Annotated in this window: 19 protein-coding genes and 1 pseudogene; 9 read left to right on the top strand and 11 right to left on the bottom strand. The window is 51.5% G+C overall.

Annotation, left to right across the window (positions count from 1 at the left end; genetic code table 11):
- Nucleotides 1-56: 56 nt before the first annotated feature.
- Nucleotides 57-989, top strand: a complete 933-nt coding sequence (gene punR, locus OGV71_RS18410) for a DNA-binding transcriptional activator PunR (RefSeq protein WP_071697173.1) — start codon at nt 57-59, stop codon at nt 987-989.
- Here punR and purR read toward each other — a convergent pair.
- The gene (purR, locus tag OGV71_RS18405; protein WP_003029211.1) at nt 986-2011 is read right to left on the bottom strand and encodes an HTH-type transcriptional repressor PurR; all 1026 of its coding nucleotides are present in this window, start codon (nt 2009-2011) and stop codon (nt 986-988) included. The genes punR and purR overlap by 4 nt on opposite strands.
- Nucleotides 2012-2308: 297 nt before the next feature.
- Between purR and cydH the strand changes: the two genes are divergently transcribed.
- On the top strand, nt 2309-2398 hold the full coding sequence (gene cydH / locus OGV71_RS18400; RefSeq protein WP_003029209.1) for a cytochrome bd-I accessory subunit CydH: 90 nt from the start codon (nt 2309-2311) through the stop codon (nt 2396-2398).
- 175 nt (nt 2399-2573) lie between these two features.
- Nucleotides 2574-3743 (top strand): MFS transporter, encoded by a 1170-nt coding sequence (locus OGV71_RS18395; protein WP_071697172.1) that lies wholly within the window; start codon nt 2574-2576, stop codon nt 3741-3743.
- Between the two features lie 38 nt (nt 3744-3781).
- On the opposite strand, the gene sodB is transcribed toward OGV71_RS18395, so the two are convergent.
- The gene (sodB, locus tag OGV71_RS18390; protein ID WP_003029205.1) at nt 3782-4363 is read right to left on the bottom strand and encodes a superoxide dismutase [Fe]; all 582 of its coding nucleotides are present in this window, start codon (nt 4361-4363) and stop codon (nt 3782-3784) included.
- Nucleotides 4364-4490: 127 nt separating this feature from the next.
- Nucleotides 4491-5321: a C40 family peptidase gene (locus tag OGV71_RS18385; RefSeq protein WP_003029203.1), complete on the bottom strand. Its 831-nt coding sequence runs from the start codon at nt 5319-5321 to the stop codon at nt 4491-4493.
- A 334-nt stretch (nt 5322-5655) separates the two neighbouring features.
- Here OGV71_RS18385 and grxD point away from each other — a divergent pair, with 334 nt between their 5' ends.
- Entirely contained in the window at nt 5656-6003 is a 348-nt protein-coding gene (gene grxD / locus OGV71_RS18380) for a monothiol glutaredoxin 4 (protein WP_003832760.1), read from the top strand.
- A 53-nt stretch (nt 6004-6056) separates the two neighbouring features.
- Here grxD and rnt read toward each other — a convergent pair whose 3' ends face one another.
- The 4 genes from rnt to OGV71_RS18360 form a co-directional block, all read right to left on the bottom strand.
- Nucleotides 6057-6704 (bottom strand): ribonuclease T, encoded by a 648-nt coding sequence (rnt, locus tag OGV71_RS18375; protein WP_003029200.1) that lies wholly within the window; start codon nt 6702-6704, stop codon nt 6057-6059.
- A gap of 94 nt (nt 6705-6798) precedes the next feature.
- Nucleotides 6799-7206, bottom strand: coding sequence for a lactoylglutathione lyase (gene gloA / locus OGV71_RS18370; protein WP_003029198.1), 408 nt, complete (start codon nt 7204-7206; stop codon nt 6799-6801).
- Between the two features lie 97 nt (nt 7207-7303).
- Entirely contained in the window at nt 7304-8401 is a 1098-nt protein-coding gene (locus tag OGV71_RS18365; protein ID WP_003029197.1) for an alkene reductase, read from the bottom strand.
- A 54-nt stretch (nt 8402-8455) separates the two neighbouring features.
- Nucleotides 8456-9055: a TetR/AcrR family transcriptional regulator gene (locus tag OGV71_RS18360; protein ID WP_003836447.1), complete on the bottom strand. Its 600-nt coding sequence runs from the start codon at nt 9053-9055 to the stop codon at nt 8456-8458.
- A gap of 102 nt (nt 9056-9157) precedes the next feature.
- Here OGV71_RS18360 and OGV71_RS18355 point away from each other — a divergent pair, with 102 nt between their 5' ends.
- The 3 genes from OGV71_RS18355 to sodC all read left to right on the top strand — a co-directional run bounded on the left by OGV71_RS18355 (nt 9158) and on the right by sodC (nt 10949).
- On the top strand, nt 9158-9397 hold the full coding sequence (locus OGV71_RS18355) for a DUF1289 domain-containing protein (RefSeq protein WP_003029191.1): 240 nt from the start codon (nt 9158-9160) through the stop codon (nt 9395-9397).
- Between the two features lie 49 nt (nt 9398-9446).
- Entirely contained in the window at nt 9447-10343 is an 897-nt protein-coding gene (locus tag OGV71_RS18350; protein ID WP_003029189.1) for an aldo/keto reductase, read from the top strand.
- Nucleotides 10344-10424: 81 nt separating this feature from the next.
- The gene (sodC, locus tag OGV71_RS18345; RefSeq protein WP_003029187.1) at nt 10425-10949 is read left to right on the top strand and encodes a superoxide dismutase [Cu-Zn] SodC; all 525 of its coding nucleotides are present in this window, start codon (nt 10425-10427) and stop codon (nt 10947-10949) included.
- On the opposite strand, the pseudogene OGV71_RS18340 reads toward sodC, so the two are convergent.
- The 3 genes and pseudogenes from OGV71_RS18340 to OGV71_RS18330 form a co-directional block, all read right to left on the bottom strand.
- Nucleotides 10925-12965: pseudogene (locus OGV71_RS18340) on the bottom strand (FUSC family protein). The gene sodC and the pseudogene OGV71_RS18340 sit on opposite strands and share 25 nt — an antisense overlap.
- On the bottom strand, nt 12962-13825 hold the full coding sequence (locus tag OGV71_RS18335) for an efflux RND transporter periplasmic adaptor subunit (protein WP_003029182.1): 864 nt from the start codon (nt 13823-13825) through the stop codon (nt 12962-12964). The pseudogene OGV71_RS18340 and the gene OGV71_RS18335 overlap by 4 nt, the downstream one beginning before the upstream one ends.
- Before the next feature lie 2 nt (nt 13826-13827).
- Nucleotides 13828-14064, bottom strand: a complete 237-nt coding sequence (locus OGV71_RS18330) for a DUF1656 domain-containing protein (RefSeq protein ID WP_003029180.1) — start codon at nt 14062-14064, stop codon at nt 13828-13830.
- Between the two features lie 192 nt (nt 14065-14256).
- On the opposite strand from OGV71_RS18330, the gene slyA reads away from it, so the two are divergent.
- The gene (slyA, locus tag OGV71_RS18325; RefSeq protein ID WP_019076732.1) at nt 14257-14697 is read left to right on the top strand and encodes a transcriptional regulator SlyA; all 441 of its coding nucleotides are present in this window, start codon (nt 14257-14259) and stop codon (nt 14695-14697) included.
- A 46-nt stretch (nt 14698-14743) separates the two neighbouring features.
- Here slyA and slyB read toward each other — a convergent pair whose 3' ends face one another.
- A complete protein-coding gene (gene slyB, locus OGV71_RS18320; RefSeq protein ID WP_003029175.1) occupies nt 14744-15211 on the bottom strand; it encodes an outer membrane lipoprotein SlyB in 468 nt (155 codons plus the stop codon).
- A 274-nt stretch (nt 15212-15485) separates the two neighbouring features.
- Here slyB and anmK point away from each other — a divergent pair, with 274 nt between their 5' ends.
- A complete protein-coding gene (gene anmK / locus OGV71_RS18315; RefSeq protein ID WP_204583587.1) occupies nt 15486-16607 on the top strand; it encodes an anhydro-N-acetylmuramic acid kinase in 1122 nt (373 codons plus the stop codon).
- Nucleotides 16608-16652 lie beyond the last annotated feature (45 nt).

The following is a 16652-nucleotide window of genomic DNA, read 5'->3' as shown; positions in this document are numbered from 1 at the left end:
CACGCTGTGAAACGCTAATATTTGCTTACTGATTTCAAAATTTTTGCAGGCAGAATATGTGGTCGGAATATTCACTTGAAGTGGTTGATGCGGTTGCGCGTAACGGTAGCTTTAGTTCAGCCGCACAGGAGCTACACCGTGTACCTTCGGCGGTAAGCTACACTGTGCGCCAACTGGAAGAGTGGCTGGCGGTACCACTTTTTGAGCGACGCCATCGGGATGTGGAATTAACGCCTGCCGGGGCATGGTTTTTAAAAGAAGGTCGCTCTGTTATCAAAAAAATGCAGATCACGCGCCAGCAATGCCAGCAAATTGCCAACGGCTGGCGCGGGCAGCTGGCGATCGCAGTCGATAACATTGTCCGCCCGGATCGTACCCGACAGATGATCGTGGATTTCTACCGTCACTTTGATGATGTGGAGTTGTTAGTTTTTCAGGAAGTGTTTAACGGCGTATGGGACGCGCTGTCCGATGGACGCGTGGAGCTGGCCATCGGCGCCACACAGGCGATTCCGGTAGGGGGGCGCTATACCTTCCGCGATATGGGAATGCTGAGCTGGAGCTGCGTGGTAGCCAGCCATCATCCACTGGCGTCAATGCCCGGACCGCTAAGTGATGATACGTTGCGCAACTGGCCGTCACTGGTACGCGAAGATACCTCCCGTACGTTGCCAAAGCGTATTACCTGGCTGTTGGATAACCAAAAGCGCGTCGTGGTGCCTGACTGGGAATCATCCGCTACCTGTTTATCAGCAGGGCTGTGTGTTGGCATGGTGCCGACGCATTTTGCCAAGCCGTGGATCGATAGCGGCAAGTGGGTTGCGCTGAAACTGGAGAACCCCTTTCCTGATGCTGCATGCTGTCTGACATGGCAGCAGAACGATACGTCACCGGCATTGAGTTGGCTGCTGGACTATTTAGGGGATAGTGAAACGTTGAACAAGGAATGGCTGCGGGAGCCAGATGAGACTCCCGCACAACAGGCTTAACGGCGGTAATCTCGGAACGGACCGTCGGCAACGGAGCGACGCTCAACCAGACGTGGATGCACCTCGATAGACTGTGACTCTTCACGTTTATTCACGATACGGTCTAACAGCATGTTGAAGGCCGTTTCACCTAGTGAATCCTTCGGCTGGTGAATGGTCGTTAAGGCCGGCGTGAAGAAGCGGGCGTTGCGCACGTTGTCGTAGCCGATGAGTGAGACATCCTGTGGTACGCGCAGACCCATTTCGTCAGCGGCGCACAGCGCACCCATCGCCATAATATCGCCACCGCAGAAGACAGCGGTTGGACGATGCGATTGCGACAGGATTTGCTGCATGGCGCGATAGCCGGACTCAGGCTCGAAATCGCCCTGGACAATCCAGTTATCAGGCACTTTAATCAGCGCTTCTTCCATCGCTTTCATAAAGCCCGCCAGACGCCCGGCCCCGGTATTACGTTCCATTGGACCTGGGATCACGCCAATTTCACGATGACCGCGTTCTACCAGATACCGACCCGCCATGTAACCGCCTTCGAAGGCGTTATCAATGACCGTATCGGTAAAGTCGGCTTTAGCTTCGCCCCAGTCCATGACGACCATCGGAATATGGCGATACTCTTCGAGCATCGAAAGCAGCGACTCCGGATACTCAGAACACATCACCAGCAGACCATCAACGCGCTTTTGCGCCATCATCGACAGATAGGCCTGCTGCTTTTCGAGACTGTTCCATGCGTTACCCAGAATCAGCGTATAGCCTTTCTGGAAACAGTTTTTCTCCACGGCTTCGATAATTTCTGCGAAATAGGCCGCTTCGCTGCTGGTCGCCAGCAAGCCAATAGACTTGGTGTGATTCACCTTCAGGCTGCGGGCAACTGCACTCGGAGAATAGTGCAGTTCTTTGATCGCTGCCCAGACAGCATTACGCGTTTCTTCCGCGACAAAGCGCGTCTTGTTAATTACGTGTGATACGGTTGTAGTGGAAACGTTTGCTCGCTTCGCTACATCTTTAATTGTTGCCATTACATCTCACTCCAGACCATATCCTAAGCTCCTGAGAATACTCCAGGTAAACGTTTGCCTTTACACACCCTTAGCGCAACGTAAGGGTTGCGGCACGCCGGGAAAACGACACGGAACGTCAGGAAGGGGTCAATGGCCGGTACGCTAATCAAGTAAGCGTGGAATTTTGTCTGATCTTAACGAAAAGGGGAAGAGTTAAAAGCAGTTATCAATATAAATCGTGAGAGATTTTTGCTTTCAAGTGTGTAAAAATGCGCAATATCACTTTTTGTGTGGGAATAAAAAGGAGAAAACTTGATGAGCACCGATCTGAAATTTTCGTTAGTGACTACCATTATTGTTCTGGGTTTGATCGTCGCGGGTGGCCTAACCGCAGCGCTGCATTGATTTCCCCGAGGGAGTTAGCTCTCCCTCACTCTTTCCGCTCGTCTATCTCTTCTATTGTTTGCGAATTAGCAAAAGTCTTTTGCAATTTTGTTAACTTTATTAATTTTGCGATCAATGTCATGCTTTTGACTCTTATTTTATGTCGCGCCACGGCTCGACGTTACGGAGTCGCAATATGAAACTCAATTATCCTTTACTGGCGCTGGCGATCGGAGCGTTTGGCATTGGCACCACCGAATTTTCGCCAATGGGATTATTGCCCGTCATAGCCAAAGGTGTGGATGTCTCGATTCCGGCGGCCGGCATGCTGATCAGCGCCTATGCGGTAGGTGTGATGGTAGGTGCACCGCTGATGACATTGCTGCTGTCTCATCGCGCGCGACGTAATGCTTTGATATTCCTGATGGCAATTTTCACGCTGGGTAATGTGCTTTCGGCTATCTCGCCGGATTACACCACGCTAATGCTATCGCGTATTTTGACCAGTCTTAACCATGGGGCCTTTTTTGGTCTCGGTTCAGTGGTTGCTGCCAGTGTTGTACCCAAACATAAGCAGGCCAGCGCCGTAGCAACGATGTTTATGGGGTTAACCATCGCCAATATTGGCGGCGTTCCGGCGGCGACATGGCTTGGTGAAACCATCGGTTGGCGCATGTCATTTATGGCCACTGCGGGTCTGGGCGTCATTGCTATGGTCAGCCTGTTCTTCTCCTTACCCAAGGGTGGAGCCGGAGAGCGCCCGGATGTTCGCAGCGAACTGGCGGTACTTATGCGCCCACAGGTGTTGTCGGCGTTACTGACTACCGTACTGGGTGCTGGGGCGATGTTCACGCTTTATACCTACATCTCGCCAGTTCTGCATACTATCACTCATGCCACTCCGGCATTTGTTACCGGGATGCTGGTGTTGATAGGCATTGGTTTCTCGATCGGTAACTACTTTGGTGGCAAGTTTGCTGACCATTCAGTCAACGGTACGTTGAAAGGCTTTTTACTGCTGCTGATGGTTATTATGCTGGCCATTCCTTTCCTTGCGCGTAATGAGCTGGGGGCGGCAATCAGTATGGTGGTCTGGGGCGCGGCGACGTTCGCGGTCGTTCCACCGTTGCAGATGCGTGTGATGCGCGTTGCCAGTGAAGCGCCTGGATTATCATCGTCAGTCAATATTGGCGCGTTTAATCTGGGGAACGCTCTGGGTGCAGCGGCCGGTGGGGCGGTGATATCAGGCGGCCTGGGCTACAGTTTTGTGCCAGTGATGGGGGCGATTGTGGCGGGTCTTGCGCTGCTGCTGGTGTTTATTACCGCAAGAAGACAGCCAGAAGAGGCTTTCACGACCGCGAATTAATGCAAAAACGCAGAAGGAAGCCCTTCTGCGTTATCTTTTTATGCTGCGAAGTTCTTCGCAACAAATTCCCAGTTCACCAGCGCCCAGAAATGTTCCAGGTAGCCAGGACGGGCATTGCGATAGTCGATGTAGTAGGCGTGTTCCCATACGTCAACGGTCATCAGCGGCGTCGCGTCGGTGGTCAGCGGAGTACCTGCGTTGGAGGTGGAGACGATAGCCAGTTTGCCATCAGTTCCTTTAACCAGCCAGGTCCAGCCAGAACCGAAGTTTTTGATAGCGGCATCGGTGAACTGCGCTTTGAAATCTGCAAAGCTGCCAAAGGAGGCGGCAATTGCATCGGCCAGTTTACCGGTTGGTTCGCCACCTGCGTTTGGTGCCAGGCAGTTCCAGTAGAACGTGTGGTTCCATACTTGTGCTGCGTTATTGAATACACCGCCTTCAGAGCTACGAACGATCTCTTCCAGTGATTTGCCTTCAAACGCCGTGCCTTTAATCAGATTGTTCAGATTGGTCACGTAGGTTTGATGGTGTTTGCCATAGTGATATTCCAGCGTTTCGGCAGAAATGTGCGGTGCCAGAGCATCTTTGGCATACGGTAATGCAGGTAATTCAAACGACATTGCTTCTCTCCTTATTATTTATATTGAGTACACACAATAGCCTCATTGTGAGTAAGGATAGGGTAGCAAATTGAAAGGTTATGCAAAAGAAGAACTTACCCTACAGTGTGTTCTGTAGGGTAAGTTTTTAGCGAATTGTTTTTGGCGTCATTACTCGACGAGCGCCCACATAGTGGCGCTGCCAGTAATCTTCGCTCAGAGAGGTGATTTGAATTTCCTGCCCGCTACGCGGTGACTGAATAAACTTACCGTTTCCGACGTAGACGCCGACGTGATCGGCCGTTCCGCGACCCTGGGTACGAAAGAAGACCAGATCGCCATTTTTCAGTTCGCCACGTTCAATCGGTGCGGCATCACGCAGATGATACATTTCGTTCGCGGTACGCGGAATGCGGAACTTCACCAGATCTTTATAGGCGTAATAAACCAGACCGCTGCAGTCAAACCCGGTTCTTGGCGAGGAACCGCCCCAACGATAAGGTTTACCGATTTGGTTCATCAAAGTGGACATAGCGGTTTTAGTCGCTTTCTGCACTTTCACTTTATGGGCGTCAGCAAGCGTAGTTGGTGCAGTGGTTTTCACCTTCACGCAGCGTGGTTTATGACCTTTGCGCGGTGTGCATTTTTCAGTCCAGGTAACAGCTGCGGTTTGTGCTACGGCAGTTTTACCACGACGATTTGCAGTTTTAGTCGACTTTGCCGGAGTGGCAGTGCGTTTTTTAGAAGAGGAAGCGGTTTTGGTGCTGGTTTTACTGGTGGTTTTTGTCGCCGTTTTCTTGCTGGTCTTTGTTGTTTTTTGGCTGGTTGTTGCGCTTTTCTTTTTATCTACCGTTTTGATGGTGTGAGAATTGGTAGGTGTCGCCCTGGCTTGCTTGGAAGCATGAGCCATAGGCGTAAAGGGCAGTGTAGTAAAAAGTAAAGCACAGAGCGTGATCGAGATTCGGTTTATCCGCGCCACTGAGCAGTCCTCTGGTAAGGCAGGTCTATCGTGCCTGCGTGTGATTTTCAAAACTTGACGATTCTAATCTATAGAAAGAGGGAAAGTTAATAGCTTTTTTTGTTTAAAACTATGTTTCGTAACCGACCGCAAAAAAAAACATCAATTAACGTTGGAGTTGGTGAACAGATAATCAAAACCACATGTTTGAAGGGGATAAATGAGATTATGAATGCAACTTTTAGCGTCAGGGGATAAAATAATAACGCGTAATGAAAATGTTATTTTCCGTTGCCTGTCTGACCCGTTACAATGTCAGACTACTGCCGTAAAAGAAGTTTAAGGAAGCAAGATAATGAGCACCACTATCGAAAAAATCCAGCGCCAGATCGCTGAAAACCCGATTCTCCTGTACATGAAAGGTTCTCCTAAACTGCCAAGCTGCGGTTTCTCCGCTCAGGCTGTGCAGGCGCTGTCAGCCTGTGGTGAACGCTTTGCTTACGTTGATATTCTGCAGAACCCGGATATTCGCGCCGAACTGCCGAAATACGCAAACTGGCCAACTTTCCCACAACTGTGGGTTGATGGTGAGCTGGTTGGCGGTTGTGACATTTTGATCGAAATGTACCAGCGCGGTGAGTTGCAGCAGTTGATTAAAGAAACAGCTGCGAAATACAAAACCGAAGAGCCGGACGCTGAGTAATATCAGCAGAAGTAAAAAAGCGACCTGAAATGGTCGCTTTTTTTATGTCGCCGTTACGCTTCTTCAGGCACGGGAAGAGGCCAACCACCGAGACGTTTCCAGCGGTTAACGATTTCGCAAAACAGCACGGCCGTACGTTCGGTGTCATACAGTGCCGAGTGTGCCTGATTCCCGTCAAACTCCATTCCCGCCGCCAGGCACGCTTTTGACAACACCGTTTGCCCCAATGACAGACCGCTTAATGCCGCAGTATCAAAGGTGACAAATGGATGAAACGGATTCCGTTTCAGCGAGGCGCGTTCTGCTGCTGCCATCATGAAACTGTGGTCGAACGTAGCGTTATGCGCCACCATGATTGCCCGATTGCAGCCGCTGTCTTTAATGCCTTTACGCACCATTTTGAAGATGGCATGCAGGGCGTCATATTCGCTGACCGCGCCGCGTAGCGGATTGTTCGGATCAATACCGTTAAAGGCGAGCGCCTCCGGCTGCAGATTCGCGCCTTCAAACGGCTCTACGTGGAAATGCAACGTCGTGTCCGGCATCAGCCAGCCTTGTTCATCCATTTTCAGTGTGATGGCTGCAATCTCAAGCAGCGCATCGGTTTTGGCATTGAACCCTGCGGTTTCGACATCAATGACGACAGGATAAAAACCACGAAAACGGTCACACAGACCGGAAAGTTGAGCGTTATCGGACATCTGGGTCTCTTAATACGGGAAAATTGCAGCGCGTATTATGGCAAAATGATGAGTATAAAACTACGGGCACAGACGATCTGCGCCCGAGGGGATGTTAGTCGCCCAGGCCGCGCCCGGCGTCTTTCTCTTCGATCAGCTCAATTTTATAGCCGTCCGGATCTTCAACGAACGCAATCACTGTGGTGCCGCCTTTTACCGGACCCGCTTCACGCGTTACGTTACCGCCATTCTGGCGAATACGTTCACAGGCTTCAGCCGCGTTGTCTACGCTCAGGGCGATATGGCCATAGGCAGTACCCAGCTCATACTTGTCGACACCCCAGTTATAGGTCAGTTCGATTACGGCTTCACTGGTTTCAGGACCGTAGCCGACAAAAGCCAGAGAGTACTTGTATTCAGGGTTTTCGCTGGTACGCAGCAGCTTCATGCCCAGCACGTTGGTATAAAACTCGATGGAACGCTGCAGGTCACCCACGCGCAGCATGGTATGGAGTAAACGCATCTTTTTCCCCTTCGAAAATGGCTAATACATTCAAAATGTTGTTTTAGTATAGCGGCGTTGTTACGCCGCTATCAATGGCAGAACGGAGATTGTGACGTTAGAGGGTAGGATAGTCGGTGTAACCTTCCGCGCCGCCGCCGTAGAAGCTCTCGGCACGTTGCGGATTCAGTTCCGCTTTGCGTTGCAGACGCGCCACCAGATCCGGGTTAGCAATATAGGCGCGACCAAAAGCAACGGCGTCGATCAGACCTTTCTCGATCAGCGCTTCTGCCTTTTCAGGGGTGTAGGCACCAGCACCAATGATAGGACCGTGGAAGCGCGCGCGAACTTTTTCGCGGAACGCATCGGAATACGGCTCACCACCGGCCCAATCCGGCTCAGACATGTGCAGGTAAGCGATTCCACGCTTGCCCAATTGTTCAATCAGATACAGCGCATCGGCTTCTTCGTTCGGACCGTTGTCAACGTTCTGGAATGAGCCAATCGGGGAGACGCGAATACCAATACGATCGGCACCCCATTCTTTAATACCGGCATCAACCACTTCCAGCACAAGACGCGCACGATTTTCGACGCTACCGCCGTATTGATCGGTACGCTGATTAGAGGTTGGCGACAGGAACTGGTGCAGCAGGTAGCCGTGGGCAGAGTGCAGTTCAACCATGTCGAAACCCGCTTCGCGCGCGTTGGCTATCGCCTGACGGAAGTCATTAACGATGCCCGGAATCTCTTCGGTTTCCAGCGCACGTGGCATTGAGGTATCGGCACGCGTTGCCAGACCATTTTCATCGCGCAGCGAGGTGCGGGTTCCAGCACTAATCGCGGAAGGTGCAACTGGAGCTTGACCATTTGGTTGCAGACTCGCGTGAGAGATGCGTCCGGTGTGCCACAACTGGACAGCAATATGACCTTGCTCAGCGTGTACGGCAGCGGTGATTTTCTTCCATGCGGCAATTTGCGCTTCGCTGTGTAAGCCGGGTGCTCCGGCATAGCCTTTCGCCTGTGCGGAAATCTGCGTCGCTTCGCTGATAATAAGACCCGCGCTGGCGCGTTGACGGTAATACTCGGCCATCAGCGGAGTAGGGATGTCGCCAGGCTCAATACTGCGCAGACGCGTCAGTGGCGCCATGAATACGCGGTTTGCTGCCGTAATGGCACCCACTTTCAGTGGGGAAAACAGTTTTTCAGATGACATGTGGCACTCCTGAATAGACCGGTCGTCTAGTAACAAAGGAAATAAAAACGCCTGTTAAACGGCAGGCGTTGTGATGATGTTTTTAACGTGCGCCAGCGCATTTTCCAGCGGAGTAGCGCTACGAGAAATCTTGGCCTGCAGGTTGGCGCCAAGCCACAGCGCATACAGTACCTGCGCCTGCTGTAACGGCTCGCCAACAAAGGACAGACAATGGCTGGCCTGACCTTTCTCCAGTGCCTGCGCTAACAGCACAATAATGTGCCGCGCGCCTTTATCCATCGCAGTGCGCATATCTTCTGACAGATCGCACACTTCGGCAGACAGTTTTACAGTTAAACAGCCGCTAATAATGCCGTGCTGGCTAAACTGGTTCAGGGTTTCCTGATAGTAGGCCAGAATGCGGTCGCGGTAGTTTCCCGCACCCGTATCAAAGTGCGTAGCCAGTCGCTGATGATAGGCCGCATAGTGGCGTTCCAGCATCGCGACACCGAACGCTTCTTTAGAGCGAAAATAATGATAAAACGAACCTTTGGGCACTTCAGCGGTTTTCAGTAGTTCGCTTAAACCCATGCCGGTGAAGCCGCGCTGCATACACAGCAGTTCGCCAGTCGCCAGCAGATGTTCGCGTGTATCGTGTTCAGTGATTTTGTTCATGAACAGGAGTGTAATAGACCAGTCGGTCTAATGCAATAGCGCTTGCGAGAAATTCAGTTAACGTCTTCAATAAGTATATCAATCTTACTAAAGGAGGGGGATGTGGCCGAACAGCTGGAGTTTTTCCCCGTCCAGAGCCCATGCCGTGGAATATGTCAGTCTGACGAACGCGGATTTTGCCGTGGCTGTTTTCGCAGTCGGGATGAACGTTTTAACTGGCAAAAGATGAGCGATGCCCAAAAGCAGGAAGTGCTACGGCTTTGTCGTCAGCGCCTGATGCGTAAATTACGAGCGAACAAAGCCAACCCTTCGGAAGAACCGCAACAACCTTCACTCTTTTAAAAGCGTAATTGCGTATACTCGAGGCACATTCACTTAAAAGGAAGCTGCTATGGTTCAGCGTATTACTATTGCGCCGCAAGGCCCGGAATTTTCTCGCTTTGTGATGGGGTACTGGCGCCTGATGGACTGGAATATGTCCGCGCGCCAGCTAGTCAGCTTTATTGAAGAGCATCTGGATCTGGGCGTGACCACCGTCGATCACGCAGATATCTACGGTGGATACCAGTGTGAAGCGGCGTTTGGTGAGGCAATGAAACTGGCTCCGCATTTGCGTGAAAAAATGCAGATTGTGACCAAATGCGGGATCGCGACGACGGCGCGCGCAGAAAATGCGCTGGGCCATTACATCACCGACAGCGCGCATATTATTGCCAGTGCGGAAGAATCGCTGAAGTTGCTGGCGACCGATCATATTGATCTGTTGCTCATCCACCGTCCCGATCCGCTTATGGATGCTGACGATGTCGCCGACGCTTTCAAAAAATTGCACCACAGTGGCAAAGTGCGTCACTTTGGTGTCTCTAATTTCACCCCGGCACAGTTCTCATTGTTGCAATCGCGTCTGCCGTTTACGCTGGCGACCAACCAGGTTGAAATCTCTCCGGTACATCAGCCGCTCCTGCTGGATGGCACTTTAGATCAACTGCAGCAGTTGCGTATTCGTCCAATGGCCTGGTCCTGCCTCGGCGGCGGTCGCTTGTTTAATGACGATGCGTTCCAGCCATTACGAAATGAACTTGCCGCGATCGCAGAAGAGTTAAACGCGCAGTCTATTGAGCAGGTGGTGTACGCCTGGATTTTACGTTTGCCGTCTCAGCCGCTGCCGATTATTGGCTCAGGAAAAATAGAGCGCGTACGCGCCGCCATTGAGTCTGAGACGCTGAACATGTCTCGCCAGCAATGGTTCCGCATTCGTAAAGCTGCACTGGGTTACGACGTACCTTAATCGTGTTTTTGGTGCATCACCGTTCAAAATTGTGTCACTGGTTTACACTTAACAATCAGACACCTTTTGGACGGAGGTCTTATGAAGCGTTTGAGTTTGGCCATCATCACTCTACTCGCCTGTGCAGGTGCGCAGGCTGCCATTGAAGAAAAAGTGACGATGAATCTGGTCACGTCGCAAGGCGTTGGCCAGGCGATTGGTACGGTCACTATTGCTGAAACCGCAAAGGGGCTGGAGTTTTCGCCCGATCTGAAAGCGTTGCCGCCGGGAGAACATGGTTTCCATGTGCATATGAACGGCAGCTGCCAACCGGCGATTAAAGAAGGGAAAGCCTCAGCCGCGGAATCGGCTGGAGGCCATTATGATCCGCACCAAACCGGCAAACACGAAGGCCCGGAAGGCGCAGGTCATATGGGTGACCTGCCGCTGCTGGTGGTGAATAACGACGGAAACGCCACAACACCGGTGATTGCGCCGCGCCTCAAAACGCTCGATGAGGTTAAAGGCAAAGCGCTGATGATCCATGTGGGCGGCGATAATATGTCCGATCAACCGAAACCGCTTGGCGGTGGCGGAGCGCGCTACGCCTGTGGTGTTATCAAATAATCAACTACTGAGAGTGCCCGGCGGTGGCGCCTGTTCGAGTTGTGAAAGCGAGCAGTGTAGCCGCCAGACCAATGCCGATAACTCCTGTGCAGCAGGTTGATGATGGTGGGCAAGCGTATCGCAGATGCGTTGTAGCTCACTCAGCGTGGCATTCAGTGGTCGTTGCTGGACGCCACGTTCGCTCATTACATCGCGCAGCAGAGAGATACACACGTCCCTGACGCGAGCCAGCGGATCCGAACGCGCCTCCCAGGTGCGCAGTTGCCACACCACGTGCGAGCAGTTCAGCAATACGACCCCCCAGCGTAATAACCAGCGTCGAGCCAGCGCATCCTGACTGCTGCTGAGCTGGCTGACGTGATGATAGGTCAGCGATTCAAATTCGTTTTCACTGAGTGATGGGTGTCGGCTGAGCTGATCGACAAAATCCCGGCGCAGGGCGCGAATATGACGGCGACTTTTCCGGGCATCCGATCCGGGCCGCAGAATGGCGAAGGCCAGCCATGACAGCGCCACACCAGTGATTTTCGCCATATTGTCATTCAGGAAATCAGCAAAATCATATACCGGCGGATTGGTCACCGCGATAAACGAACCCATAAATACAATCAGTTGCCCCCAAAGACCTGCCAGGGCTGGCATTTGCAGCTTCAACAGTTGCATGGTGGCGAGTAGCGGGAAGAGAAAAAGAATGAATTGCCAGAGGTCGGAAATTTGCACCATTAGGCCAAACTTAACCACAAAGCTAAACAGCGACAGCAGAACCAGTGTGCGCATCAGCAAAGAAAGCGACTTGAACGGCGTGGCAACGGCGGAATACAGCACGCTGCTGATGGCGGCGAGCGTGAGTGCGCCAGAGCCTGATTCCCATTGTGCGCCAATGCTCCATGCGCCGATAAGCATCAAAGTGCAGAACGTACGTAACCCGCTCCAGATAGCTTCCGCATTATCGGTATGACGGGCAAGCCCCGGCGTGCGGACGATATTAATACGCTCGGCGGTAACGCCATTTTCCAGTAAATGCAGATAATGACTGCTGCGCAGGTAGAGCCGACAAAAATAACGCAGTCGTTGCCAGAAGGCGACGTGTCGATAGTCGCGTGCATCGACGGGTCGCAGTGGGGCAATAATACGTGCAACGGTGTAGCTATTAGCATTGGATTTTATCAGTTCGCTGAGCAACTGTTCGATAATTTCCCGGGTATTGGACGGGGGATTAGGCCAGTTCAGCAGCATCCTGCGCAGACTGGAAATCACACTGGTCATCCTTAACTGCTGATGCAACAGCGAATTGAGCAAAGCATTTTGTCGGCGAAAACGGTAGTGGCTCCAGAACGCCTGAATACGCAGCAGGTTCATGGTAAGAATCTGACCGATAACACCTTCATGGGCTGTGCGAATGGCGTCCGTGGTTTCTGGTTGCCAGAGTAGGCTGGCATGTTCCAGTAAACGTGAATGCATGTTTTTCAATGCAGTCAGTAACGTGATGCCATCGGAGGTGCTGGGCAGGATCATCATCATCACACCGCCACACAAGATACCGACGATGACTTCACACACGCGTGCCTGCGCGATATCCCATAACTGCGTAATTTCCACGGTATTGACCATGGGAAACGCAATGATCGCCGCCGTATAACCCGCCAGTTGAAAGGCGTAGGCAACGTTATTGGTGAAATGCGCACAGGCCCAGGTACAAAAACCGATCCACACCGACATGCTCAGCAAGAATAACCACGGCTCATTAAGGGTATGACCGGCAATAATCAATGCGGCGGTGGCACCCAGTAAGCTACCTGCCACGCGACCCAGACTTTTGCTGATAACCCCGCCAACGGTGGGAAAACTGACCACCGCCGCTGAGGTCATCGCCCAATAGGGTTCGTCCAGATTCAGATAATAAGCAAAAGTTAACGCCAGACACATCGCAATGGTGTTACGCAGCGCATAACGCCACTGTGCCGCCGTGGCTTTAAACCACGGCAAATTGCCAGGTGTCAGGCGAGGTAGTTTCATTTACGCTGGCCGATGGATACACTGCAGGTTGTACCTGATACCAGCGTGACATCCCGCGGCAGGGCGTCGAATTCGATGCGTACCGGGATACGCTGCGCCAGACGCACCCACGGCACGTTGGGCTTGATATCTGGAATCAGGCCGGAATCACTTTCCACACTTTGATCGTAGATAGCACGACCAATACTGGAAACGTGACCCTGTAACTTTATATCACCACTGTAGAGCGTGATGAGGGCAGGTGCACCTTCGCGAATGTGGCGCAACTTAGTTTCTTCAAAATACCCCATCACATAAAAAGAGTGACTGTCGACGAGAGCAAACAGAGGCTTCCCGGTTGAAGCGTAGTCTCCGGTACGGGTTGAAAGATTGGTGACCCAGCCCGCTACGGGGGCTTTGACCACCGTTTGCGTCAATTGCCACTGTGCCTGACGCAGACTGGCCTCTGCTGCTTCAACACTCGCCTGCATGGCTTTCACGTTGAGATTTGCGGTATCCAGATCCTCGGCTGAGATGTAATTTTGCGATAAATGACGGCGGCGGTTGGCTTCGTTGTTGGCTTTCGCCAGGTCAGACTGCGCTTTTGCAAGTTGCGCTTGCGCATTCAGTTCAGCAATGTGAAATGGCGTCTTGTCGATAATAAAAAGGACATCGCCTTTATTCACAAACTGGTTATCTTTTATATAGAGTTCGCTAATGCTACCTGACACCTGTGGCGTAATGCTGACCTGCTCAGCTCGCACTTTGCCATCACGTGTCCAGGGCGATTGCATATAGTAATTCCACATCCACCACCCGGCGAAAACTGCGATTGCAGCGACTATAATAGTGGAGAAGTATTTAACGGTTTTAAGCGACATAATCACCACGCTATCAGCATAACAAAGGCCAGACATACGCAAAGCGTAAAGAGTGACAGATCCATTAACAAGGGATGCCAGATTTCGCCAGAGTAAATCCAGTCGCGCAGTAGGCGATGAACAACCAGCCAGAGAATAAATCCTGCTACAATCGCCTTGAAAACAGGAGGGAAGTAGACAGATGCGCCGATCATTAAATCTTGTAGGGGCAATCCTGTTGCATTAAACATAAACTTCACGGGCAAAATCCTTGGCGGAAGAGAGCATTGCTATAGGTTTAGCAAAAAAGAGACAATGAGTCTCCGTAACGCATAATGTCTGAAAAAATGTCAGCCGGTAAGCAAATTTGGCAATACATTTGTTTTGGGAATACAAATGCTGCACACTATTCTAAAATCAGCACAATAACTTAGCAAGCTAATTATAAGGAGATGAAATTGGAATCGCCATTAGGTTCTGATCTGGCACGGTTGGTGCGCATTTGGCGTGCTCTGATTGACCATCGCCTGAAACCTCTGGAGTTGACGCAGACGCATTGGGTTACGCTGCACAACATTCATCAGTTGCCGCCGGATCAATCGCAGATTCAGTTGGCTAAAGCGATTGGCATCGAGCAGCCTTCGTTGGTACGTACGCTTGACCAGTTAGAGGAAAAGGGACTCATTTCACGACAGACTTGCGCCAGCGATCGCCGGGCAAAGAGAATTAAACTGACAGAAAAAGCAGAGCCGCTGATCGCTGATATGGAAGCGGTTATCAACAAGACGCGTGGAGAAATTTTGGAAGGGATTTCAGCTGAGGAAATTGATCTGCTGATTAAACTGGTCGCCAGGCTGGAACACAATATTATTGAGCTGCAGTCACAGGGCTGAAGCAAAAAATGACGTGTGGCCAGGGTCTGACCACACGTGAATTTGATTAGCGTGGAGACACGGTAACCTGGCTGCCGTTGTTAGCCATAACAACGCGCTGGCCGGCTGAAAACTTGGTCGCACCCTGTTTCTGAACCACCATGATGGTATTACCATCATCCTTACGGATTTCCAGTTCCACACCCTGGGTTTTATTCATCGCACCTTGTACGCCTTGACCCGCTACGCCACCGGCAACTGCGCCTGCAGCCGTCGCTAATGAACGACCCGTACCACCGCCGACGGTGTTACCGAGGAACCCGCCGAGTACCGCACCACCAATAGCACCAATCACGTTTGCGTCATCGCCACCCTGGATTTGCACCGGACGAACATGAACAATCGTACCGTAGGTAACGTTCTGAACTTGTTTCGCTTCGGATGCGGTATACACGTCACCTGAAAGGCTATCATTGTTAACGCAACCCGCTAAAGATACGCCCATTAATGAAACAATCAGCACACGTTTAATCATTTACAAATCTCCTTTGTCACCACGAAACGCTAATAAAGCACCCTTCATGGTTAAATTATATGGCATTTGTGAGCCTAAGGTCACATGTTCTACTGGAACAATATGAAAATCTTAACCGAAATCGGATCAACCGAGTATAAACGAATCATTCATGTAATTGATGTAATTAAACGATCATTGTAATGATTAGCCACCAAAAATCATTAAGCAAGCATGGCATTAGTCGACACTTTATGGTTGAGTGTCAAGGCTAATTTGCTTAAAAGGATGACCTATGAAATCGGGCCGTTTTATCGGTGTAATGTCTGGAACCAGCCTTGATGGCGTCGATGTTGTGCTGGCGACAATAGATGAAACGATGGTTGCGCAGCAGGCGAGTCTGACCTGGCCCATCCCCATTCATGTTAAACAAGCGATTCTGGATATCTGCCAGGGGCAGCAGCTTACACTTTCTCAGTTTGGTCAGTTGGACGCACAGCTCGGTTATTTATTTGCTGAGGCAGTGAATGCGTTATTGGCGCAAGAAAAATTGAAACCGCAGGATATCGTTGCGATTGGTTGCCACGGGCAAACCGTGTGGCATGAACCTAACGGTGCTGCGCCACACACGCTGCAAATTGGCGATAACAACCAGATTGTTGCGCGTACAGGGATAACCGTAGTCGGCGATTTTCGTCGACGTGATATCGCCCTTGGCGGGCAGGGTGCACCGCTCGTTCCCGCGTTTCATCAGGCACTGCTGGCACATCCAACGGAACGGCGGATGGTGTTAAACATCGGCGGGATTGCCAATCTGTCTCTACTTATTCCGCAACAACCCGTTCGCGGATACGACACCGGGCCGGGCAATATGCTGATGGATGCCTGGATCTGGCGGCAATGCGGTCAACCTTACGACAAAGATGCACAGTGGGCCATTTCGGGAATGGTTATCCTGCCGTTACTGCAAAATATGCTTAACGACCCTTATTTCTCCGAGCCTGCGCCGAAAAGTACTGGTCGTGAGTATTTCAATTATGGCTGGATAGAACGTCATCTGGTGCAGTTCCCGGGGATTAGTCCGCGGGATGTGCAGGCGACGCTTGCCGAACTGACCGCGGTGACCATTTCAGAGCAGGTCTTGCTAAGCGGCGGCTGTGAACGGCTCATGGTCTGCGGTGGAGGAAGCCGTAATCCGCTGCTGATGATGCGTCTGGCGGCACTATTGCCGGGAACAGAGGTCACCTCAACGGATGAAGCCGGGATCAGCGGCGATGATATGGAAGCGTTAGCCTTTGCCTGGCTGGCGTGGCGGACACTGGCCGGATTACCTGGAAATCTGCCTTCTGTGACTGGCGCATCAGAGCCGAGCGTTTTAGGGGCGATTTATCCTGCTAACCCACGAACTCAGAGTTAACTGAAATTATTCAGCACCGTATGCCGGTAAACTAGGGATATTAGG

This window comes from Citrobacter sp. Cf088 (assembly GCF_030334295.1).
Taxonomy (GTDB): domain Bacteria; phylum Pseudomonadota; class Gammaproteobacteria; order Enterobacterales; family Enterobacteriaceae; genus Citrobacter; species Citrobacter freundii.
This window is presented reverse-complemented; position numbering and strand designations above follow the sequence as displayed.